Origin of the sequence: Streptococcus oralis, from assembly GCF_006175905.1 — a bacterium.
Taxonomy (GTDB): domain Bacteria; phylum Bacillota; class Bacilli; order Lactobacillales; family Streptococcaceae; genus Streptococcus; species Streptococcus oralis_BG.
Genome location: NZ_SSNB01000001.1, coordinates 174917 through 195151, shown reverse-complemented (window position 1 = coordinate 195151; position 20235 = coordinate 174917). Strand labels below are relative to the sequence as shown.

Annotated in this window: 25 protein-coding genes; 22 read left to right on the top strand and 3 right to left on the bottom strand. The window is 40.8% G+C overall.

Annotated elements, in window-relative coordinates:
- Nucleotides 1-176: 176 nt before the first annotated feature.
- On the top strand, nt 177-725 hold the full coding sequence (locus E7Y33_RS00990; RefSeq protein ID WP_139689391.1) for a hypothetical protein: 549 nt from the start codon (nt 177-179) through the stop codon (nt 723-725).
- A gap of 179 nt (nt 726-904) precedes the next feature.
- Here the strand turns inward: E7Y33_RS00990 and E7Y33_RS00985 are convergent, their stop codons facing one another.
- On the bottom strand, nt 905-1726 hold the full coding sequence (locus tag E7Y33_RS00985; RefSeq protein ID WP_419865821.1) for an amino acid ABC transporter substrate-binding protein: 822 nt from the start codon (nt 1724-1726) through the stop codon (nt 905-907).
- A gap of 151 nt (nt 1727-1877) precedes the next feature.
- Between E7Y33_RS00985 and E7Y33_RS00980 the strand changes: the two genes are divergently transcribed.
- The 5 genes from E7Y33_RS00980 (at nt 1878) to brnQ (ending at nt 6484) form a co-directional block, all read left to right on the top strand.
- Nucleotides 1878-2483 (top strand): nitroreductase family protein, encoded by a 606-nt coding sequence (locus tag E7Y33_RS00980; RefSeq protein WP_139689389.1) that lies wholly within the window; start codon nt 1878-1880, stop codon nt 2481-2483.
- A gap of 12 nt (nt 2484-2495) precedes the next feature.
- On the top strand, nt 2496-3896 hold the full coding sequence (gene pepV, locus E7Y33_RS00975) for a dipeptidase PepV (protein WP_139689388.1): 1401 nt from the start codon (nt 2496-2498) through the stop codon (nt 3894-3896).
- Between the two features lie 205 nt (nt 3897-4101).
- A complete protein-coding gene (locus E7Y33_RS00970; RefSeq protein ID WP_139689387.1) occupies nt 4102-4692 on the top strand; it encodes a uracil-DNA glycosylase family protein in 591 nt (196 codons plus the stop codon).
- Complete coding sequence (locus E7Y33_RS00965) at nt 4689-4976, top strand: rhodanese-like domain-containing protein (protein WP_139689386.1); 288 nt, start codon at nt 4689-4691, stop codon at nt 4974-4976. The genes E7Y33_RS00970 and E7Y33_RS00965 overlap by 4 nt, the downstream gene beginning before the upstream one ends.
- A 182-nt stretch (nt 4977-5158) precedes the next feature.
- Nucleotides 5159-6484 (top strand): branched-chain amino acid transport system II carrier protein, encoded by a 1326-nt coding sequence (brnQ, locus tag E7Y33_RS00960; protein ID WP_161976016.1) that lies wholly within the window; start codon nt 5159-5161, stop codon nt 6482-6484.
- A gap of 48 nt (nt 6485-6532) precedes the next feature.
- Here brnQ and E7Y33_RS00955 read toward each other — a convergent pair whose 3' ends face one another.
- Both E7Y33_RS00955 and E7Y33_RS00950 read right to left on the bottom strand, forming a co-directional pair.
- On the bottom strand, nt 6533-7084 hold the full coding sequence (locus E7Y33_RS00955) for a DUF1307 domain-containing protein (protein ID WP_139689384.1): 552 nt from the start codon (nt 7082-7084) through the stop codon (nt 6533-6535).
- A gap of 318 nt (nt 7085-7402) precedes the next feature.
- A complete protein-coding gene (locus E7Y33_RS00950; protein WP_139689383.1) occupies nt 7403-7954 on the bottom strand; it encodes a DUF1307 domain-containing protein in 552 nt (183 codons plus the stop codon).
- Between the two features lie 138 nt (nt 7955-8092).
- Between E7Y33_RS00950 and E7Y33_RS00945 the strand changes: the two genes are divergently transcribed.
- The 16 genes from E7Y33_RS00945 (at nt 8093) to E7Y33_RS00870 (ending at nt 20215) form a co-directional block, all read left to right on the top strand.
- The gene (locus E7Y33_RS00945) at nt 8093-9130 is read left to right on the top strand and encodes a M42 family metallopeptidase (RefSeq protein ID WP_139689382.1); all 1038 of its coding nucleotides are present in this window, start codon (nt 8093-8095) and stop codon (nt 9128-9130) included.
- A gap of 1 nt (nt 9131) precedes the next feature.
- Nucleotides 9132-9593, top strand: a complete 462-nt coding sequence (locus tag E7Y33_RS00940; protein ID WP_139689381.1) for an HIT family protein — start codon at nt 9132-9134, stop codon at nt 9591-9593.
- A gap of 14 nt (nt 9594-9607) precedes the next feature.
- Entirely contained in the window at nt 9608-10324 is a 717-nt protein-coding gene (gene ldcB, locus E7Y33_RS00935) for an LD-carboxypeptidase LdcB/DacB (RefSeq protein WP_139689380.1), read from the top strand.
- A gap of 122 nt (nt 10325-10446) precedes the next feature.
- Complete coding sequence (gene rplK, locus E7Y33_RS00930) at nt 10447-10872, top strand: 50S ribosomal protein L11 (RefSeq protein WP_001085808.1); 426 nt, start codon at nt 10447-10449, stop codon at nt 10870-10872.
- A 97-nt stretch (nt 10873-10969) separates the two neighbouring features.
- Complete coding sequence (gene rplA, locus E7Y33_RS00925; protein ID WP_001085675.1) at nt 10970-11659, top strand: 50S ribosomal protein L1; 690 nt, start codon at nt 10970-10972, stop codon at nt 11657-11659.
- Between the two features lie 176 nt (nt 11660-11835).
- The gene (locus E7Y33_RS00920) at nt 11836-12348 is read left to right on the top strand and encodes an adenine phosphoribosyltransferase (protein WP_001049315.1); all 513 of its coding nucleotides are present in this window, start codon (nt 11836-11838) and stop codon (nt 12346-12348) included.
- 186 nt (nt 12349-12534) lie between these two features.
- On the top strand, nt 12535-13479 hold the full coding sequence (gene metA, locus E7Y33_RS00915) for a homoserine O-acetyltransferase MetA (RefSeq protein WP_001122729.1): 945 nt from the start codon (nt 12535-12537) through the stop codon (nt 13477-13479).
- 8 nt (nt 13480-13487) lie between these two features.
- A complete protein-coding gene (locus E7Y33_RS00910; RefSeq protein WP_139689379.1) occupies nt 13488-14165 on the top strand; it encodes a DnaD domain-containing protein in 678 nt (225 codons plus the stop codon).
- 96 nt (nt 14166-14261) lie between these two features.
- Nucleotides 14262-15020 (top strand): triose-phosphate isomerase, encoded by a 759-nt coding sequence (gene tpiA / locus E7Y33_RS00905; protein ID WP_007520446.1) that lies wholly within the window; start codon nt 14262-14264, stop codon nt 15018-15020.
- Between the two features lie 187 nt (nt 15021-15207).
- Nucleotides 15208-15726, top strand: a complete 519-nt coding sequence (locus E7Y33_RS00900) for a Dps family protein (protein WP_139689378.1) — start codon at nt 15208-15210, stop codon at nt 15724-15726.
- 209 nt (nt 15727-15935) lie between these two features.
- A complete protein-coding gene (locus tag E7Y33_RS00895) occupies nt 15936-16274 on the top strand; it encodes a zinc ribbon domain-containing protein YjdM (protein ID WP_001061600.1) in 339 nt (112 codons plus the stop codon).
- A gap of 2 nt (nt 16275-16276) precedes the next feature.
- Complete coding sequence (locus E7Y33_RS00890) at nt 16277-16900, top strand: Pr6Pr family membrane protein (protein ID WP_000775204.1); 624 nt, start codon at nt 16277-16279, stop codon at nt 16898-16900.
- 112 nt (nt 16901-17012) lie between these two features.
- On the top strand, nt 17013-18164 hold the full coding sequence (locus E7Y33_RS00885) for an MFS transporter (RefSeq protein ID WP_139689377.1): 1152 nt from the start codon (nt 17013-17015) through the stop codon (nt 18162-18164).
- Nucleotides 18165-18263: 99 nt separating this feature from the next.
- The gene (gene truA / locus E7Y33_RS00880) at nt 18264-19013 is read left to right on the top strand and encodes a tRNA pseudouridine(38-40) synthase TruA (RefSeq protein WP_139689376.1); all 750 of its coding nucleotides are present in this window, start codon (nt 18264-18266) and stop codon (nt 19011-19013) included.
- Nucleotides 19003-19776 carry a bifunctional hydroxymethylpyrimidine kinase/phosphomethylpyrimidine kinase gene (locus tag E7Y33_RS00875; RefSeq protein ID WP_139689375.1) on the top strand — a complete coding sequence of 258 codons (774 nt, stop codon included), beginning with the start codon at nt 19003-19005 and terminating at the stop codon, nt 19774-19776. Before truA ends, E7Y33_RS00875 begins: the two co-directional genes overlap by 11 nt.
- Nucleotides 19754-20215: an ECF transporter S component gene (locus tag E7Y33_RS00870; protein ID WP_044021142.1), complete on the top strand. Its 462-nt coding sequence runs from the start codon at nt 19754-19756 to the stop codon at nt 20213-20215. The genes E7Y33_RS00875 and E7Y33_RS00870 overlap by 23 nt, the downstream gene beginning before the upstream one ends.
- Nucleotides 20216-20235 lie beyond the last annotated feature (20 nt).

The window sequence follows — 20235 nt, the reverse complement described above, 5'->3', positions numbered from 1 at the left end:
ATATGAATAATGATTAGTTGGGGTGGCATTCGATTTATAGTTCGAGAAAGATATAAACTGTTGATATATGGATCAGAGGAGCGGATTTAAGTTTTTGTAGTTTCATAGAAAATATTTGACAATGAAATTATTTTATTATAAAATGTAATTAATTATAAAATATTAAGGAGAAAGTCATGAAAAAAATTCTTACTTCTAGCTTATTACTTTTATCAGTTGTAACTTTAGCAGCGTGTTCTGGAAATAATTCTAGTAACTCAGCTACCAAAGAATCAACTGCTAAAGAAACATCCTCTTCAAAAAATGAAACTTCGAAATCTGAGACTTCAAAATCTGAAACTTCAAATAACGAAGCTTCAAAGAAAGATTCTTCAACAACATCTGATTTTACTCTTTTGACTGATGAAGAAATTGACAAAGCTAAAACAATTGGAGATATGAAGACTCTCTATGGTAAGTTGATTGATAGTTACAAGAAATATGTAAAAGAAGTTGAAGATAAAATCCCAGCAGATCAAAAAGAAAGCTATAAGGATCAAGTTGAACCAGCTCTCGAAGCGATGGAATCTTCAAGAACTGCTTTTAACGAAGGACTTTCAAGTGCTGGCTCTGATGACACAGCTATGCCAGAAGAAGCGCGTACTCCATTTCTTCAACAGTTGAAGACTGCACGTGATTCGTTAAAACAAGCTCTCAAAGGAGCTAGCAGTTTTGTTGCTGAATAGTGATATAAAATAGGCAGACGAATCTTCGTCTGCTTTTTTGAAAGCCGTTATCTCCTCGTAGAAGATAGATAAGAAAAATAAAGTGTCAATACTGCATTGTGGCTTCTCCATTTTAATAATCTCCGTGAGGAGTAACCAACAAAGACTAAATAAAACGATTGGCTTAGCCAATCGTTTTATTATTTCAATTCAGATTGATCTGGAAGGTAAGAACCACCTAGATAAGTGTTGCTGAGTTTTTCAAGGGTTCCATCTTGATAGAGTTCTTTGAGAACTTTATCGAACTGTTCTTTGAACTCTTTTTGGTCGCTCGAGAAAATAATATAGTTGTTAGGATTGTCAACAGAAGGTAGATCGACAACAGATAAATCTAAGCCACGATCTTTGATAATTTTTTGAACAGAAACTTTGTCAAAAACAAGGAAATCAAATTCACCGGTAGCATGGTCAAGGATTCGTTTGCCAATATCCTCTCCAGAAAATTGGATAGTTGCAAGGTTATCCGGGTGTTTCTGATTCCAGTTAGTAATAAATTGGGCATTGGAAGTTCCAGTATCCTCTTGGGTTGTTTTGTCAGCAATTTGGTCAAGAGAAGTCAAAGGATTTTTCTTGGTGCTGACAAGGACGAGGGGGTTGTTTGAAATTGGAAGTGAGTAGAGGTATTTCTCTTCTCTTTCTTTTGTGTAACTCAAGTTATTGGCTGCAGCCTGATAGTGACCAGAATCGAGACCTGGGAAGATGCTTTCCCAGGCAGTTCTTTGAAACTGAATCTCATAATCATTCAGTTTTTCGTCAACTGCTTTCAAAACTTCGATATCTAAGCCTGTCAGATTTCCGTTTTCTTCGTAGTCAAATGGTGGTACATCTCCAGCTGTAGCTACGACGATTGTCTTTGGAGTTGCTGTTTCTTTTGTTGTTGCTTGGTTCCTGCAGGAAACCAAAAATGGGAGTATGAGTAGTAAAAAGACCAATTTTTTTTCATAATGTCTCCATTCAAATATAAATTACTTATTAGTCTGTCAAAAACTGTTTTATTGAACCAATGTATATTTTTTATGTCTATAATAAAAAATCTTAATCATGAAAAATCTCTGCAAGCTCTTTCAAAATATGGTAGAATGGATGCAGTAGAATTAGAAAAGGAAATCGATTATGAAATTTCTTGAATTAAATAAAAAACGTCATGCGACTAAGCATTTTATTGATAAACCGGTAGATCCTAAAGATGTGCGTACGGCTATCGAAATCGCAACCTTGGCCCCAAGTGCTCACAACAGCCAACCATGGAAGTTTGTGGTTGTTCGTGAAAAAAATGCTGAATTGGCAAAATTGGCTTATGGTTCGAACTTTGAGCAGGTATCATCAGCGCCTGTAACCATTGCCTTGTTTACAGATACAGATTTGGCTAAACGTGCCCGTAAAATTGCTCGAGTTGGCGGTGCTAATAACTTTTCTGAAGAGCAACTTCAATACTTTATGAAAAATTTGCCTGCCGAGTTTGCGCGTTACAGTGAACAGCAAGTTAGTGACTACTTGGCCCTTAATGCGGGACTAGTAGCCATGAACTTAGTTCTGGCTTTGACTGACCAAGGAATCGGCTCTAACATTATCCTTGGTTTTGACAAATCAAAAGCCAACGAAGTTTTGGACATTGAAGACCGATTCCGCCCAGAACTCTTGATTACAGTGGGTTACACAGATGAAAAATTGGAACCAAGCTACCGCTTGCCAGTGGATGAAATCATCGAGAAAAGATAGAAAGAAGAAAAAATGACAGCAATTGATTTTACAGCAGAAGTAGAAAAACGCAAAGAAGACCTCTTGGCTGACTTGTTTAGCCTTTTGGAAATCAACTCCGAACGTGACGATAGCAAGGCCGATGCTGAGCATCCATTTGGACCTGGGCCAGTAAAAGCCTTGGAAAAATTCCTTGAAATCGCAGACCGTGATGGCTATCCAACTAAAAATGTTGATAACTACGCAGGACATTTCGAATTTGGTGATGGAGAAGAAGTTCTCGGAATCTTTGCTCACATGGACGTAGTGCCAGCTGGTAGCGGTTGGGATACAGACCCTTACACACCAACTATCAAAGACGGTCGCCTCTATGCGCGTGGAGCTTCAGATGACAAGGGTCCTACAACAGCTTGTTACTATGGTTTGAAAATCATCAAAGAATTGGGCCTTCCAACTTCTAAGAAAGTTCGCTTTATTGTTGGAACAGACGAAGAATCTGGCTGGGCAGACATGGACTACTACTTTGAACATGTAGGAATTGCAAAACCAGACTTCGGTTTCTCTCCAGATGCTGAATTCCCTATCATAAATGGTGAAAAAGGAAACATCACAGAATACCTCCACTTTAGAGGTGAAAATGCAGGTGCTGCCCGTCTTCACAGCTTCACAGGTGGCTTGCGTGAAAACATGGTACCTGAATCAGCAACAGCAGTTGTTTCAGGTGACTTGGCTGACTTGCAAGCTAAACTAGATGCCTTTGTTGCAGAATACAAACTCAGAGGAGAACTCCAAGAAGAAAACGGTCAGTACAAGGTGACTGTGATTGGTAAATCAGCTCATGGTGCTATGCCTGCTTCAGGTGTAAATGGAGCTACTTACCTAGCACTCTTCCTCAGTCAGTTTGACTTTGAAGGACCTGCAAAAGACTATCTTGACATCGCTGGTAAGATTCTTTTGAATGACCATGAAGGTGAAAATCTCAAGGTTGCTCATGTAGATGAAAAGATGGGCTCCCTTTCTATGAATGCGGGTGTCTTCCGCTTTGACGAAGCAAGTGCTGACAATACGATTGCTCTTAACTTCCGTTATCCAAAAGGAACAAGCCCAGAGCAGATCAAGTCAATCCTTGAAAATTTGCCAGTTGCTTCTGTTAGCCTTTCTGAACACGGTCACACCCCTCACTATGTGCCAATGGAAGATCCACTTGTGCAAACCTTGTTGAATGTCTATGAAAAACAAACTGGTCTTAAAGGTCACGAGCAAGTCATCGGTGGTGGTACCTTTGGTCGCTTGCTGGAACGTGGAGTTGCCTACGGCGCTATGTTCCCAGACTCAATCGATACCATGCACCAAGCCAACGAATTTATCGCCTTGGACGATCTCTTCCGAGCAGCAGCAATCTATGCTGAAGCTATTTATGAATTGATCAAATGATACTCAATGAAAATCAAAAAGCAAACTAGGAAGCTAGCCGCAGGTTGCTCAAAACACTGTTTTGAGGTTGCAGATAGAACTGACGAAGTCAGTAACATCTATACGGCAAGGTGAAGCTGACGTGGTTTGAATTTGATTTTCGAAGAGTATAAAACGATAGAAGTCTGAGATTGTATGCTTGGACTTCTTTTTGGAGGGAAAACAGATGTCTCAAATTGAAAGAATCAAGCAAGCCATTATGGCGGATCCGCAAAATACCAGCTATACAGAACGCGGAATCGAACCTCTCTTTGCGGCGCCAAAGACAGCTCGCATCAATATTGTCGGTCAGGCTCCTGGACTTAAAACACAAGAAGCTGGGATTTATTGGAAGGACAAGAGCGGCGATCGCTTGCGTGAGTGGCTAGGTGTGGATGAAGACACCTTTTACAATTCAGGTTATTTTGCAGTTCTGCCCATGGATTTTTACTTTCCAGGACATGGCAAGTCGGGTGATCTTCCACCTCGTACAGGTTTCGCAGAAAAATGGCATCCGCAACTCTTGCAAGAGTTGCCCGATATCCAATTAACTCTCTTGATTGGGCAATATGCCCAAGCCTATTATTTACAGGAGAAAGTTAGTGGCAAGGTGACAGAGAGAGTAAAACATTACCAGAACTACTTACCAATCTATTTTCCTCTAGTTCACCCTTCTCCTCGTAATCAAATTTGGATGGCTAAAAATCCTTGGTTTGAGTCAGAAGTAGTGCCAGAGTTGAAAAAAAGAATTAAAACCATTTTAGGAGAAAAAGAATGAAAGATATTTCCTTCGATGCATTTTACCAGCTTTACCAGAATAGTTCACTTTCTGTGCTGGACGTGAGAGAAGTAGATGAGTTTGAGTCTCTTCATTTAGAAGGTGCTCGTAATTTACCTCTCAGTCAATTGGCTGATACTTATGAACAACTAGACAAAGACCAGCTTTACTACGTGATTTGTAAATCAGGAATGCGTTCAGCGCGTGCTTGTCAATTTCTAGCTGAACAGGGTTATGACGTTATCAATGTCCAAGGTGGAATGACGGCCTTTGAAAATCTTTAAATATATAGTGACAGATCCTAACCTTCCCTTGCTCGGTTCCAACTGAGTGAGGGATTTTGTTTTTAGATAATTCTTATTTTTAAAAATATTGAAAACATTCAATGATTAATTTTGGATACTTTTTTCAGAGTCTTAATCATGGTATACTAGGTCAGTATTTTAGAAATATGAAGGAGATTATTATGGCTAAAAAAGGTGCCCTAACAGGCTTGCTCCTGTTTGGAATATTTTTTGGTGCGGGGAACTTGATTTTTCCGCCTTCTCTAGGTGCCCTATCTGGAGAACAGTTTCTTCCTGCCATCGCAGGTTTTGTCTTTTCAGGTGTCGGGATTGCTGTCCTAACGCTCATCATCGGAACGCTAAACCCTAAAGGTTATATTCACGAGATTTCTAAGAAAATCTCACCTTGGTTTGCAACGCTTTATCTTGCAGTCCTCTATCTATCGATTGGCCCCTTCTTTGCCATTCCGCGTACAGCCACAACAGCTTACGAAGTTGGGATTAGCCCCCTCTTATCCGAAGCAAACAAAGGTCTAGGATTGATTGTCTTTACCGTGCTTTACTTTGCAGCGGCTTATTTGATTTCACTCAATCCATCAAAGATTTTGGATCGAATCGGACGTATCTTGACGCCAGTCTTTGCTTTGTTGATCGTTATCTTGGTTGTACTAGGTGCCTTCAAATATGGTGGAACAAGCCCTCAAGCGGCTTCAGCTGCTTATCAAGCTTCTGCCTTTGGTACAGGATTCCTAGAAGGTTATAACACCTTGGATGCCCTTGCTTCAGTTGCCTTCAGTGTCATCGCTGTTCAAACCTTGAAACAACTTGGATTTTCAAGTAAGAAAGAATACATTTCAACCATTTGGGTTGTTGGTATTGTGGTAGCTCTTGCCTTTAGCGCTCTTTACATTGGTTTAGGATTCCTTGGAAATCACTTCCCGGTACCCGCAGAAGCAATGAAGGGTGGAACACCAGGTGTTTATATCTTGTCGCAAGCTACTCAGGAAATCTTTGGTTCAACAGCTCAACTCTTCCTTGCTGTTATGGTAACTGTAACCTGCTTCACAACGACAGTTGGCTTGATTGTATCTACAGCTGAGTTCTTTAATGAACGCTTCCCACAAATCAGCTACAAGATCTATGCAACTGCCTTTACCTTGATTGGATTTGCCATTGCAAACCTCGGTTTGGATGCAATCATTAAGTACTCAGTTCCAGTACTGGTAATCTTGTACCCAATCACCATCGCCATTGTGATGATTGTGATTGTTAATAAGTTTGTCGCTCTATCAAAACCAGGTATGCAGTTAACTATTGGGCTTGTTACAGCGATTGCTCTTGCAAGCGTCCTTGGAAGTTCTTTTAAGATTGAGTTTCTAGCAAATCTCGTTAATGCTCTTCCGTTTGCAGCTGCCTCTCTACCATGGTTGGTGCCAGCAATTATCGGAATCTTGCTTTCACTGGTTCTACCAAACAAACAAGAGAGTGACGTTTTTGAGATGGAATAAAAAAATTCTTGGTCATCGACCAAGAATTTTTTGTATGAGCACGACTCATTAGTTGGTTTGTTCGGTATAACCAGCGTCTTTAAGCATTTTTTTCGAGGCAGCAAAGCTTACACGGTTTCCAATACCAGAATATTCGTTCGGCATTGCTTTTTTCAATTCGTCAAGACTCGCGACAGTCATGTCAACCTCGATGTTTTGGATAACTTTTTTGTCTTGAATTTCAACTTTTTGTGTAACCCCTTTGACCCCTTCATAACCTTTATAAGTATCGTCAACAATTTCCTTAATACCTTCCGCGGTATTATTAAGTTTTTCAGGGTCAAGTACATTATGAACAGTTTGTTTTACAACGTCATCTCCCTTCACAGTATAAGTCAAGGTAGAATGAATTCCAGGTTTGCTATTGTGAACAAATGTGTGGGTTTCTGTCTCATCTTTCTTTTCAGATGATTGTTGACTGCTTTGTTTGGTCTCGCTTGACTGAGTTGTTTTATCTTCTTTGGTACTGCTGCTAGCAGGTGTAGATGCTTGTTTGGAGCATCCGAGCAGGAGGACAAGTGAAGCCACTAGGGCAAGTGAAGTTTTAACAAGAGTTTTCATAGAATTTCCTTTCATAATCAAAGTATTTTGTATTATAACATGATTCTACTACAAAATCAACTAGACTTCCCCTCTCATCTGACCTGACATGACAACGAATAGAAACTAGTCTGACGATTAAAGTTTTGTCTCTATCTGTTTCAAATATCTTTTATCGTATGGCTTTATAATGGTGTGAAGTTTTAAATGCACTTTTTATGGGATTGGGAGGAATCTATTGGACTCATCGATTAGGGATGTAATAAAATACCCCAAGAGTCAGAGTTGTGTCTAACTTTTGGGGTGGACCTACACTAGTCTATATGAAATTTTAGGAGATTAGTTTGTCTTTTCTGTGAATCCCATTTTTTCCAGTGCTTTTTTAGAGTTTGAGAAACTGACACGATTGCCGATACCAGAATATTCTTCAGGAAGTGCTTTTCTAAGTTCGCTAATGCTTGCAACTGAGAAATCAACTTCTAGATCTTGAACAACTTTTCCATCTTTGATTTCAATCGTTTGTTTAACACCTTTGAGTCCATTATAACCTTTATAGGTATCCTCGAGTGTACTCTTGACATCTTCTGGAGTTGAACCAAGGATTTCAGGATCAGCAATGTTATGAGCTGATTGCTTGATAACATTGTCCCCCTCTACAGTATAAATCAAGGTTGAATCAATCCCTGGCTTAGTTTTGTTTACAAAGGTATGTGTTTTAGTTGTTTCTTTCTTCTCAGAAGATTGTTCAGTGCTTTGTTTGCTCTCACTTGACTGAGTTGTTGTGTCTTCTTTGCTACTGCTGTTGGTAGGTGTTGATGCTTGTTTGGAGCATCCGAGCAGGAGGACAAGTGAAGCCACAAGGGCTAGCGATACTTTAAAGTATGATTTCATATTTTTTACTTTCCTTTCATAATCAAAGTATTTGTATTATAACATGGATCGATAGTGAAAGCAACTAAACACAGTTTTTCTCCTTTTGAGAAGGAGTCTGACTAGAAAAATGTTATAATGGTAGGAAGAGGTGAAGAAATGAATCAAACTGTAAACTATATCAAAGAATTAACCGCTATTGCATCTCCGACGGGCTTTACGCGTGAGATTTCAGACTACCTAATCCATACTTTAGAAGAGCTTGGTTACCAGCCTATTCGAACAGCTAAGGGTGGTGTCAATGTAACAATCAAAGGTCAAAATGATGAGCAACAACGTTATGTGACTGCCCATGTGGATACGCTAGGTGCTATTGTTCGTGCAGTCAAACCAGACGGTCGTCTCAAAATGGACCGTATCGGTGGTTTTCCTTGGAACATGATTGAAGGTGAAAATTGTACGGTTCATGTGGCTAGCACAGGTAAAAAGGTATCTGGAACTATCCTCATCCACCAGACTTCATGCCATGTCTACAAAGATGCAGGAACTGCAGAACGCACGCAGGACAATATGGAAGTGCGTTTGGATGCAAAAGTAACCAATGAAAAAGAAACCCGCGCCTTGGGCATCGAGGTTGGCGACTTTATCAGTTTTGACCCGAGAACTGTCGTAACTGAGACAGGCTTTATCAAATCGCGTCATTTGGATGACAAGGTCAGCGCAGCAATTTTGCTCAATCTCCTTCGAGTTTATAAAGAAGAAGGAATTGACTTGCCGATGACGACACACTTTGCTTTTTCAGTCTTTGAAGAAGTGGGTCATGGTGCTAACTCCAATATTCCTGCTCAGGTAGTAGAATATCTGGCTGTGGATATGGGAGCTATGGGCGATGACCAACAGACGGATGAGTACACAGTATCTATCTGTGTCAAGGATGCTTCAGGACCGTATCACTATGACTTCCGTCAACACTTAGTAGCTTTGGCGAAAGAGCAGGATATTCCATTTAAGCTCGACATTTATCCATTTTACGGTTCGGATGCTTCAGCGGCTATGTCTGCAGGAGCAGAGGTCAAACATGCCCTCCTTGGAGCTGGTATTGAGTCCAGTCACTCTTACGAACGAACACACATTGATTCAGTAGTGGCGACTGAGCGTATGGTCGACGCTTATCTCAAGAGTGCATTGGTAGACTAATATGTGCTTGATTTGTCAAAGAATTGAATGGATCAAGGCAGGGGAAAATCCCTACTTTGTAAAAGAACTAGAAACAGGCTATGTTGTCATTGGAGACCACCAATACTTTAAGGGCTATACCTTGTTTTTAGCAAAAGAGCATGTTACAGAACTCCACCATATGGAGACTCCTGCAAAATTTCGCTTTTTAGAGGAAATGAGTTTGGTCCAAGAAGCAGTCGCCAAAACATTTGAGGCTGAAAAGATGAATATTGAGCTCCTAGGAAATGGTGATGCCCACGCTCATTGGCATCTTTTTCCGCGAAGAGCAGGTGATATGAAAGATCACGGACTTAATGGCCGTGGCCCAGTCTGGTGGGTTCCCTGGGAAGAAATGGCGGCAGAAGATTGCCAAGTGAAATCCCATGAGTTGGAACAAATGATTAAAGCCTTATCCGATGAATTAGAGAAGCACTTGGTCTAAGAGAGGAAGAAAAAATGAAAAAAAGATACATTGTTTTATCTGGTTTGCTGGCAGTAACCCTAGCAGCATGTTCTCAAGAACAACCTAAAAATGAAGAAAACACTCAAAAAACGGAACAAACTAGTCAACCTGAAGGGACTGTAGGAAGCAAATCTCAAGCTTCTAGTCAGAAAAAAGCAGAAGTTGTCAATAAGGGAGACTACTATAGTATTCAAGGGAAGTACGATGAAATCGTCATAGCTAATAAGCACTATCCTTTGTCAAAAGACTATAATCCAGGAGAAAATCCAACAGCTAAAGCAGAGTTGGTCAAACTCATCAAAGCTATGCAAGAGGCAGGTTTCCCGATTAGCGACCATTACAGTGGTTTTAGAAGTTATGAAACCCAAACCAAACTTTATCAAGACTATGTGAATCAAGATGGTAAGGAAGCAGCAGATCGTTACTCAGCACGCCCAGGTTATAGTGAACACCAAACAGGCCTTGCTTTTGACCTTATTGGGACAGATGGTGATTTAGTTACTGAAGAAAAGGCAGCCCAGTGGCTCTTGGATCATGCGGCTGACTATGGCTTTGTCGTTCGCTATCTCAAAGGCAAGGAAAAAGAGACTGGCTACATGGCAGAAGAATGGCATCTCCGCTACGTTGGAAAAGAAGCCAAAGAAATTGCTGTAAGTGGTCTCAGTTTGGAAGAGTACTATGGCTTTGAAGGCGGAGATTACGTCGATTAAAAAAGTAATTTTTCTCTTGCATTTTTAGATAAATAGTGTATAATGGAAAGGTATGTGTAAAGCATACTTGTGGGAGGTAAAAATCTTTAATTACCGCCAAAACCACAAAGGAGGATTTAAAAATGGCTAAAAAAGTCGAAAAACTTGTAAAATTGCAAATCCCTGCTGGTAAAGCTACACCAGCTCCACCAGTTGGACCTGCTCTTGGTCAAGCTGGTATCAACATCATGGGATTCACAAAAGAGTTCAACGCTCGTACAGCTGACCAAGCTGGTATGATCATTCCAGTTGTTATCTCAGTATACGAAGACAAATCATTTACTTTCGTTACAAAAACACCACCAGCTGCTGTTCTTTTGAAAAAAGCTGCAGGTGTTGAAAAAGGATCAGGTACACCTAACAAAACTAAAGTTGCTACAGTTACTCGTGCACAAGTACAAGAAATTGCAGAAACTAAGATGCCAGATTTGAACGCAGCAAACATTGAGTCTGCAATGCGTATGATCGAAGGTACTGCTCGTTCTATGGGATTCACTGTTGTTGACTAATCAATAACACCCCCAATATAACCCGCAAGACTTCATCATTTCGAGAAGTGACGTGGGAGATGAAAATCGATTGAACCACTTACAAGGAGAATAGAAAATGGCTAAAAAAAGCAAACAACTTCGTGCTGCTCTTGAGAAAATCGACAGCACAAAAGCATACAGTGTAGAAGAAGCTGTAGCACTTGCAAAAGAAACTAACTTTGCAAAATTTGACGCAACTGTAGAAGTTGCTTACAACTTGAACATCGACGTTAAAAAAGCTGACCAACAAATCCGTGGCGCAATGGTATTGCCAAACGGTACAGGTAAAACTTCACGCGTTCTTGTTTTCGCACGTGGTGCAAAAGCTGAAGAAGCAAAAGCTGCTGGTGCAGACTTTGTTGGTGAAGATGACCTTGTTGCAAAAATCAACGACGGTTGGTTGGACTTCGACGTAGTTATCGCTACACCTGACATGATGGCTCTTGTTGGACGTCTTGGACGTGTCCTTGGACCACGTAACTTGATGCCAAACCCTAAAACTGGTACTGTAACAATGGATGTTGCTAAAGCAGTTGAAGAGTCTAAAGGTGGTAAAATTACTTACCGTGCAGACCGTGCAGGTAACGTTCAAGCAATCATCGGTAAAGTATCATTTGAAGCTGAAAAATTGGTTGAAAACTTCAAAGCTTTCAACGAAACAATTCAAAAAGCAAAACCAGCTACAGCTAAAGGAACTTACGTAACAAACTTGACTATCACAACTACTCAAGGTGTTGGTATCAAGGTTGACGTGAACTCACTTTAATTAACAGATTTTTAAAAACGAGTACGAATGTGCTCGTTTTTTTGATGATAAGTTCACACCAGGGCAAATAACTCCATTAATAGCCTGATGGAGCAATAGAATAGTGCTTTTCCTCTTCTTCTTTCACAAAAAATGTGGTATAATAGAGAGTAAAAAACTTTGAAAGAAAGAAAAAGATGAATTTAAAAGATTATATCGCAACGATTGAAAATTATCCTAAGGAAGGTATTACCTTCCGTGATATCAGCCCTTTGATGGCAGATGGAAATGCCTATAGCTACGCTGTTCGTGAAATTGTTCAGTATGCAACAGACAAGAAGATCGACATGATTGTGGGTCCAGAGGCTCGTGGATTTATTGTTGGTTGCCCAGTTGCTTTTGAGTTGGGAATTGGCTTTGCTCCTGTTCGTAAACCAGGGAAATTGCCACGTGAAGTGATTTCTGCTGACTATGAAAAAGAGTACGGTATTGATACCTTGACCATGCACGCTGATGCCATCAAACCAGGTCAACGCGTTCTCATCGTAGATGATCTCTTGGCAACAGGTGGAACTGTCAAGGCAACGATTGAAATGATTGAAAGACTTGGTGGAATTGTAGCCGGTTGTGCTTTCTTGATTGAGTTGGATGAGCTTAAAGGTCGTGAAAAAATCGGAGATTACGATTACAAGGTACTTATGCATTATTAATGAAAAACAGTCCTTGGGGCTGTTTTCTCTTCATCTGCTATATAAATTAACTATAGCTAGTTAGAGAAAAACTATAATTGAAAACTATATCTTCATACAGTATAATAAAGGGAAGAAGTATTTGGAGGTTTTTACTTTCAAACAGACAACATCATTCCCGAAATAGAGAACTGTTAGGAGGGTATTATGCCGATTCGAATTGATAAAAAATTACCAGCTGTGGAGATTTTAAGGACAGAAAATATCTTTGTTATGGACGACCAACGGGCTGCTCATCAGGATATTCGCCCCTTGAAGATTTTGATTTTAAATCTCATGCCTCAAAAGATGGTAACAGAAACGCAACTCTTGCGACATTTGGCTAATACCCCTTTGCAATTAGATATTGATTTCTTATATATGGAAACACATCGTTCCAAGACAACTCGTGCCGAACATATGGAAACCTTCTATAAGACCTTTCCAGAGGTCAAGGATGACTTTTTTGATGGAATGATTATCACAGGAGCACCAGTCGAGCATTTGCCTTTTGAAGAGGTGGACTACTGGGAGGAATTCAAGCAGGTCATCGAATGGTCCAAGACGCATGTTTTTTCAACCCTCCATATCTGTTGGGGAGCTCAAGCAGGTCTATATGTTCGCTATGGCGTTGAAAAGCACCAGATGGATCGGAAACTATCAGGAATTTATCCACAGGACACCTTGAAAGAAGGGCACCTTCTTTTTAGAGGTTTTGATGATCGCTATGTAGCTCCTCATTCTCGTCATACTGAGATTTTAAAAGAAGAAATCTTAAACAAGACCAATCTGGAGATTCTGTCAGAAGGTCCTGAGGTTGGGGTTTCTATCCTAGCTAGTCGAGATTTGCGTGAGATTTATAGTTTTGGTCATTTGGAGTACGATCGTGACACTTTGGCAAGAGAGTATTTTCGTGATTATGAGGCGGGACTCGACCCTCATATCCCAGAGAACTACTTTAAAAATGATGATGTAAATGAGACGCCCTGTCTCTGTTGGTCTTCATCAGCTGCCCTCTTTTTCAGCAATTGGGTAAACTATGCAGTTTATCAAGAAACCCCTTTTGACTGGAGAAAGGTAGAGGATGATGCGGCTGCATTTGGATATCTATAAGAGGAATTATGACATATTTTGACGCTTTTAAATCAGGGAACTTGGTTTTGCCAAGTGCCCTGCTCTTGCATTTTAAGGAACTCTTTCCTTCCAGCGAAGATTTTCTGGTCTGGCAATTTTTCTATTTACAAAATACCACAGCCCTAGGAGATGTTTCACCTAGTCAGATTGCTGAAATCATTGGCAAAGAGGTGGCAGATGTCAACCAATCCATTTCGAATTTGACTGAAAATGGTTTGCTACAATATCGGACCATTGAACTAAATGGGGAAATTGAGCTGATTTTTGATGCTAGTTTGGCTTTTGAACGCTTGGATAGCTTGCTAGATACCCAAGCTCCAGCTACAACAGCCCCAAATCCGCAGAATCAATTGAAGGATCTGGTTGAAACTTTTCAGCAAGAATTGGGACGCTTATTAACACCATTTGAAATCGAAGATCTTTCTAAGACTGTCAAAGAAGACGGAGTTAAGGCGGATTTGATCAAGGAAGCTCTCCGAGAGGCTGTTCTCAATGGCAAGCCAAACTGGAAATATATTCAGGCCATCCTACGAAACTGGCGCCATGAAGGTATTCAGTCTGTGGCTCAGGTAGAGGCCAAACGAGCAGAGCGAGAAGCCAACAATCCCAAACAAGTTCAGGCTTCGGCTGATTTCCTCGATGCCATGAATTTGTGGCAAGATTAGTCGCTTGAAAAATCTTGAAAATTAGAGTAAGGTTTGCAAGCTCCTTATAAATATGATAGAATAATAGTGAATAAAATGAAAAAAGAGGTATGTGAAATGTCACGTAAACCATTTATCGCTGGTAACTGGAAAATGAACAAAAATCCAGAAGAAGCAAAAGCATTCGTTGAAGCCGTTGCATCAAAACTTCCTTCATCAGACCTTGTTGAAGCAGGTATCGCAGCTCCTGCAGTTGATTTGACAGCTGTTCTTGCTGCTGCTAAAGGTTCAAACCTTAAAGTTGCTGCTCAAAACTGCTACTTTGAAAATGCAGGTGCTTTCACTGGTGAAACTAGCCCACAAGTTTTGAATGAAATCGGTACTGACTACGTTGTTATCGGTCACTCAGAGCGTCGTGACTACTTCCATGAAACTGACGAAGATATCAATAAAAAAGCAAAAGCAATCTTTGCAAACGGTATGCTTCCAATCATCTGTTGTGGTGAATCACTTGAAACTTACGAAGCTGGTAAAGCTGCTGAATTCGTAGGTGCCCAAGTATCTGCTGCTTTGGCTGGATTGACTGCTGAACAAGTTGCTGCATCCGTTATCGCTTATGAGCCAATCTGGGCTATCGGTACTGGTAAATCAGCTTCACAAGACGACGCACAAAAAATGTGTAAAGTTGTTCGTGATGTTGTAGCTGCTGACTTCGGTCAAGAAGTTGCTGACAAAGTTCGTGTTCAATACGGTGGTTCAGTTAAACCTGAAAATGTTGCAGAATACATGGCTTGTCCAGATGTGGACGGAGCTCTTGTTGGTGGAGCATCACTTGAAGCTGAAAGCTTCTTGGCATTGCTTGACTTTGTAAAATAATCTAGGTTATTCCAGACAGTCTGCTAAGACTGTCTTTTTTTAAAGACTGTATATTTTTCTTAAATTATCAGTCAATTACAACTTTTTTAATATGGGTTAATTTTCTTGCTTTTGTCTACTAGGTGTAGTATACTGAGGTAGTAATCAATAAATATGGTTACAAAAATAATATTATGAGGTGAAAAAAATGGTTGAATTGAAAAAAGATGCATTAAAAGACGTAACAACATTATCTAAAACAGCGCCAGTAGCATTGGCAAAAACAAAGGAAGTATTGAACCAAGCAGTAGCAGACTTGTACGTAGCGCATATCGCTCTTCATCAAGTACACTGGTACATGCGTGGACGTGGTTTTATGGTATGGCATCCTAAGATGGATGAATACATGGATAGCCTTGATGGTTACCTTGATGAAATCAGCGAACGCTTGATCACTCTTGGTGGCAAACCATACTCTACTTTGACAGAATTCCTTCAACACAGTGAAATCGAAGAAGAAGAAGGAGAATTCCGTAACGTTGAAGAAAGCTTGGAACGTGTTCTAGCTATTTATCGCTACCTCATCACTCTTTTCCAAAAAGCTTTGGATGTAACTGACGAAGAAGGCGATGATGTTACAAACGATATCTTTGTTGGGGCTAAGGCTGAACTTGAGAAAACAGTTTGGATGCTTGCAGCAGAACTTGGACAAGCTCCTGGTTTGTAAAATATAGTTGCTACCCCTTTTATCATGAGGTGCCTGATAAGTGCCCATGACCAATCATCTTTTAAAAGTCATGTAACTGTAAAAAGTTGCATGATTTTTTTGTTTGCTGGACTTAGGACACATTGTCAAAAGTAGGATTTTACGGTATAATAGTTGCTGTTCAATAACATATGAATTTTAAAGAATAATTGTTAGTTTAAGGAGGACTTATGAACAACTTACCAAATTGCCCAAAATGTAATTCAGAATATGTCTACGAAGACGGAAGTCTCTTGGTCTGCCCAGAGTGTGCCTATGAGTGGAACCCTGCAGAAGTTGCAGAAGTAGAAGAAGGCGTTGTTGCTATCGATGCCAATGGAAATAAATTGGCTGACGGCGATACTGTAACCCTTATCAAAGACTTGAAAGTAAAAGGTGCGCCAAAGGATTTGAAACAAGGAACTCGCGTTAAAAATATCCGTATCGTAGAAGGTGACCACAACATCGACTGTAAGATTGATGGTTTTGGAGCTATGAAACTCAAGTCAGAATTTGTTAAGAAAATCTAGCCATGAAACTGAACTACAAATTTATTTTTTATAGTCGTGTGCTCTTGTTCTTAGCGGCATTTACAGGAGTTTATTTGGAGATTACCAAGCACGGTGGCTTTGGTATGCTCCTTTACTACACAGTGTTGTCCAATCTTTTGGTAACGATTTTCACGGGCTATCTGCTCCGTGTGATGAGCCGTTCAGGTGAAAATTGGCAAAGTCCGACCTTGCTTCGTCTCAAGGGTGGTGTTACCATGAGTATCATGATTACCTGTGTGATTTACCATTTTATGCTTGCTCCGATCGCGACAGACTTTTACCGTGTGGAAAATTTCCTTTGCCACTATATCGTTCCACTCTGGTTTTTAGCCGACACCCTCTTCTTTGATAAACGGGGTCAATACAAGATCTGGGATCCAGTCTTGTGGACCATCTTGCCCTTAGTTTATATGATTTTTGCCTTGTTTAACGGCCTGGTCTTAAAACTCAATATTCCGAATTCCAAGGACAATCCCTTCCCTTATTTCTTTTTAAATGTGAACAAGGGTTGGGACGTGGTTATCAAATGGTGTTTGATCATTTTTGCAGCGTATATGGTTGCAGGCTTCATCTTCTATCTGATCAAGCAAATCAAGCGAAAATAGTCTTCCTATTAGGAAAGTTAGGACGGAGTCTCTAGTTCAATCGGGCTCCTTCTTTTCTTGCCATCTTCCTTTTAAAAGGATCAACAGTGAGAAATATACAGAAAGAAAATTCATGAAACAATATTTAGAACGGGCTAGTATTTTGGCCCTCTCCCTCGTTTTGATTACCTCCTTCTCCATCTCAAGTGCTCTGCCAGCCATGTTTGACTACTATCAAGGCTACCCTAAAGAACAAATCGAGCTCCTGGTCAGTCTCCCTTCTTTTGGAATCATGATTATGCTGGTTTTAAATGGGTTTTTGGAGCGTTTGTTTCCTGAGCGACTTCAGATTAGTCTGGGCCTTCTCATCCTCTCTATCGGTGGAACAGCTCCCTTCTGGTATCAGGAGTACAACTTTGTCTTTGCGATGCGGATTTTATTTGGCTTGGGTGTTGGGATGATCAATGCCAAGGCTATTTCTATCATCAGCGAACGCTATCATGGAAAGACACGGATTCAGATGTTGGGTCTTCGCGGATCAGCAGAAGTTGTCGGGGCATCGATTTTGACTCTAGTGGTCGGTCAACTCTTATCCTTGGGATGGACAGTGACCTTCTTGGCCTACAGTGCGGGATTTTTAGTATTGATCCTTTATCTGCTCTTTGTCCCTTATGGGAAAGAGAAGAAAGAAACAAAGAAAAAAGAGGCCGAAACGACTCGTTTGACAGGACAGATGAAAGGTTTGATTTTTCTATTGGCTGTCGAAGCAGCAGTTGTTGTCTGCACCAATACAGCTATCACCATTCGTATTCCTAGTCTGATGGTGGAAAGAGGTCTAGGGGATGCCCAGTTATCGAGCTTGGTTTTAAGTATCATGCAGTTGATTGGTATCTTGGCAGGTGTGAGTTTTTCTTTCTTTATCTCTCTGTTTAAAGAAAGGTTGCTCCTTTGGTCAGGCATCACCTTTGGATTGGGGCAGATTGTGATTGCCTTGTCTCCGTCATTGGGTGTGATGGTAGTTGGAAGTGTTGTGGCAGGTTTTTCCTACAGTGTGGCCTTGACCACTGTCTTTCAACTTCTTTCTGAAAGAATCCCAGCCAAGCTCCTTAATCAGGCAACATCTTTTGCAGTGCTAGGATGTAGCTTTGGAGCCTTTATGACACCTTTCATTCTTGGGGCGATTGGCTTGGTAGCTCAAAACGGTATGTTGGTCTTCACCATTTTAGGATGTTGGTTGATTGTCACTTCTATCTTTGTTATGTACGCACTTCAAAAGAGAGCTTAGGATTAATTTCCTAAGTTTTTCTTTCTGGGAATTTTGTACCCATACAATTTTTGGTTTTTAAACTTGTTTACACTTTTATTTCCTGATAAAATAGAAGTTATGACAAGATATAAAGCAACTATTTCTTATGATGGTTTTGCCTTTGCCGGTTTTCAGCGCCAGCCTCATGCGAGGAGCGTTCAAGAGGAAATTGAGAAAACCTTAACGAGACTCAATAAGGGGCAAGCCATCACTGTTCACGGTGCTGGTAGGACGGATAGTGGGGTTCATGCTCTTGGTCAGGTTATTCATTTTGACCTGCCCTATCAGATGGATGAGGAAAAACTCCGTTTTGCTCTGGATACCCAGTCTCCAGAAGATATTGATGTGATTTCAATTGAGATTGTGGCAGATGATTTTCATTGCCGTTATGCCAAGCACAGCAAGACCTATGAATTTATCGTGGATAGAGGACGTCCCAAAAATCCTATGCGTCGTCACTACGCTACTCACTTTCCCTATCCGCTCGACGTGGAGCGGATGCAGATGGCAATCAAAAAGCTAGAGGGAACTCATGATTTTACCGGGTTTATAGCATCTGGAACCAGTGTAGAGGACAAGGTTCGAACCATTACAGAAGCCAGTCTTAGTGTTGATGAGACAGGGCAGTTTTTGACCTTTACCTTTGCTGGGAATGGTTTCTTGTATAAGCAGATTCGCAATATGGTGGGGACACTGCTCAAAATCGGAAATAATCGAATGCCAGTTGAGCAGATTGACTTGATTTTGGAGAAGAAGGACAGGCAGCTAGCAGGTCCAACGGCAGCACCAAATGGCTTGTATTTAAAGGAGATTCGTTATGAAGAATAATCGTATTTTAGCCCTTTCTGGGAATGATATTTTTAGTGGTGGTGGTTTGTCAGCTGATTTGGCCACCTATACCTTAAACGGCTTGCATGGCTTTGTAGCTGTCACTTGTTTGACGGCCTTGACCGAAAAGGGCTTTGAAGTCTTCCCTACGGATGATACTATTTTCCAACATGAGTTGAATAGCTTACGTGATGTCGAGTTTGCAGGGATTAAGATTGGCCTTCTTCCTACTGTCAGTGTGGCTGAGAAGGCCTTGGACTTTATCAAGCAACGTCCAGGAGTGCCTGTGGTATTGGACCCCGTTTTGGTCTGCAAGGAAACGCACGACGTGGCTGTTAGTGAGCTCTGCCAAGAGTTGATTCGTTTTTTCCCTCATGTCAGTGTGATTACGCCAAATCTTCCTGAAGCAGAATTATTGGCTGGTCAGGAAATTAAAACATTGGAAGACATGAAAGCTGTAGCGCAGAAATTGCATGATTTAGGAGCACCAGCAGTCATTATCAAGGGAGGCAATCGCCTCAGTTATGACAAGGCAGTGGATGTCTTTTATGATGGACAAACTTTCACTGTTCTAGAAAACCCAGTCATTCAAGGCCAAAATGCTGGTGCAGGATGTACCTTTGCCTCAAGCATTGCCAGTCACTTGGTTAAAGGTGATGAACTTTTACCAGCAGTAGAGAGCTCGAAAGCTTTCGTTTACCGTGCTATTGCACAAGCAGATCAATATGGAGTAAGACAATATGAAGCAAACCAAAACAACTAAAATCGCCCTTGTATCCCTCTTAACCGCCCTTTCTGTGGTTCTAGGTTATTACTTGAAAATTGGAACGCCAACAGGAATATTGACTCTCTTGGATGCGGGTATTTTCTTTACTGCCTTTTACTTTGGCAGTAAAGAAGGGGCCGTCGTTGGAGGACTAGCAGCTTTTCTGCTTGACCTTTTATCAGGCTTTCCACAGTGGATGTTCTTTAGCTTGGTAAACCATGGCTTGCAAGGATATTTTGCAGGTTTTAAAGGGAAATGGCAATGGCTGGGCCTAGTCTTAGCTACTATCGTCATGGTAAGTGGCTACGCTCTGGGCTCAACCCTAATGAATGGCTGGTCAGCAGCCTTACCAGAAATCCTTCCAAACTTCCTGCAAAATACCTTGGGTATGGTTGTAGGATTTGTAGTCTTTCAGAGCGTCAAGAAGATAAAATAAAAAAGTCAGCTTCAATAGCT

What these genes read in the sequence shown, in the direction of transcription:
- E7Y33_RS00900 (WP_139689378.1), top strand. Translation starts at nt 15,208, where the DNA reads ATGGTTGAATTGAAAAAAGATGCATTAAAAGACGTAACAACATTATCT.
- E7Y33_RS00980 (WP_139689389.1), top strand. Translation starts at nt 1,878, where the DNA reads ATGAAATTTCTTGAATTAAATAAAAAACGTCATGCGACTAAGCATTTT.
- E7Y33_RS00990 (WP_139689391.1), top strand. Translation starts at nt 177, where the DNA reads ATGAAAAAAATTCTTACTTCTAGCTTATTACTTTTATCAGTTGTAACT.
- E7Y33_RS00920 (WP_001049315.1), top strand. Translation starts at nt 11,836, where the DNA reads ATGAATTTAAAAGATTATATCGCAACGATTGAAAATTATCCTAAGGAA.
- rplA (WP_001085675.1), top strand. Translation starts at nt 10,970, where the DNA reads ATGGCTAAAAAAAGCAAACAACTTCGTGCTGCTCTTGAGAAAATCGAC.
- E7Y33_RS00910 (WP_139689379.1), top strand. Translation starts at nt 13,488, where the DNA reads ATGACATATTTTGACGCTTTTAAATCAGGGAACTTGGTTTTGCCAAGT.
- pepV (WP_139689388.1), top strand. Translation starts at nt 2,496, where the DNA reads ATGACAGCAATTGATTTTACAGCAGAAGTAGAAAAACGCAAAGAAGAC.
- E7Y33_RS00965 (WP_139689386.1), top strand. Translation starts at nt 4,689, where the DNA reads ATGAAAGATATTTCCTTCGATGCATTTTACCAGCTTTACCAGAATAGT.
- E7Y33_RS00955 (WP_139689384.1), bottom strand. Translation starts at nt 7,084, where the DNA reads ATGAAAACTCTTGTTAAAACTTCACTTGCCCTAGTGGCTTCACTTGTC.
- ldcB (WP_139689380.1), top strand. Translation starts at nt 9,608, where the DNA reads ATGAAAAAAAGATACATTGTTTTATCTGGTTTGCTGGCAGTAACCCTA.
- tpiA (WP_007520446.1), top strand. Translation starts at nt 14,262, where the DNA reads ATGTCACGTAAACCATTTATCGCTGGTAACTGGAAAATGAACAAAAAT.
- brnQ (WP_161976016.1), top strand. Translation starts at nt 5,159, where the DNA reads ATGGCTAAAAAAGGTGCCCTAACAGGCTTGCTCCTGTTTGGAATATTT.
- E7Y33_RS00895 (WP_001061600.1), top strand. Translation starts at nt 15,936, where the DNA reads ATGAACAACTTACCAAATTGCCCAAAATGTAATTCAGAATATGTCTAC.
- E7Y33_RS00945 (WP_139689382.1), top strand. Translation starts at nt 8,093, where the DNA reads ATGAATCAAACTGTAAACTATATCAAAGAATTAACCGCTATTGCATCT.
- E7Y33_RS00940 (WP_139689381.1), top strand. Translation starts at nt 9,132, where the DNA reads ATGTGCTTGATTTGTCAAAGAATTGAATGGATCAAGGCAGGGGAAAAT.
- E7Y33_RS00870 (WP_044021142.1), top strand. Translation starts at nt 19,754, where the DNA reads ATGAAGCAAACCAAAACAACTAAAATCGCCCTTGTATCCCTCTTAACC.
- E7Y33_RS00890 (WP_000775204.1), top strand. Translation starts at nt 16,277, where the DNA reads ATGAAACTGAACTACAAATTTATTTTTTATAGTCGTGTGCTCTTGTTC.
- E7Y33_RS00875 (WP_139689375.1), top strand. Translation starts at nt 19,003, where the DNA reads ATGAAGAATAATCGTATTTTAGCCCTTTCTGGGAATGATATTTTTAGT.
- E7Y33_RS00885 (WP_139689377.1), top strand. Translation starts at nt 17,013, where the DNA reads ATGAAACAATATTTAGAACGGGCTAGTATTTTGGCCCTCTCCCTCGTT.
- E7Y33_RS00970 (WP_139689387.1), top strand. Translation starts at nt 4,102, where the DNA reads ATGTCTCAAATTGAAAGAATCAAGCAAGCCATTATGGCGGATCCGCAA.
- truA (WP_139689376.1), top strand. Translation starts at nt 18,264, where the DNA reads ATGACAAGATATAAAGCAACTATTTCTTATGATGGTTTTGCCTTTGCC.
- rplK (WP_001085808.1), top strand. Translation starts at nt 10,447, where the DNA reads ATGGCTAAAAAAGTCGAAAAACTTGTAAAATTGCAAATCCCTGCTGGT.
- E7Y33_RS00950 (WP_139689383.1), bottom strand. Translation starts at nt 7,954, where the DNA reads ATGAAATCATACTTTAAAGTATCGCTAGCCCTTGTGGCTTCACTTGTC.
- metA (WP_001122729.1), top strand. Translation starts at nt 12,535, where the DNA reads ATGCCGATTCGAATTGATAAAAAATTACCAGCTGTGGAGATTTTAAGG.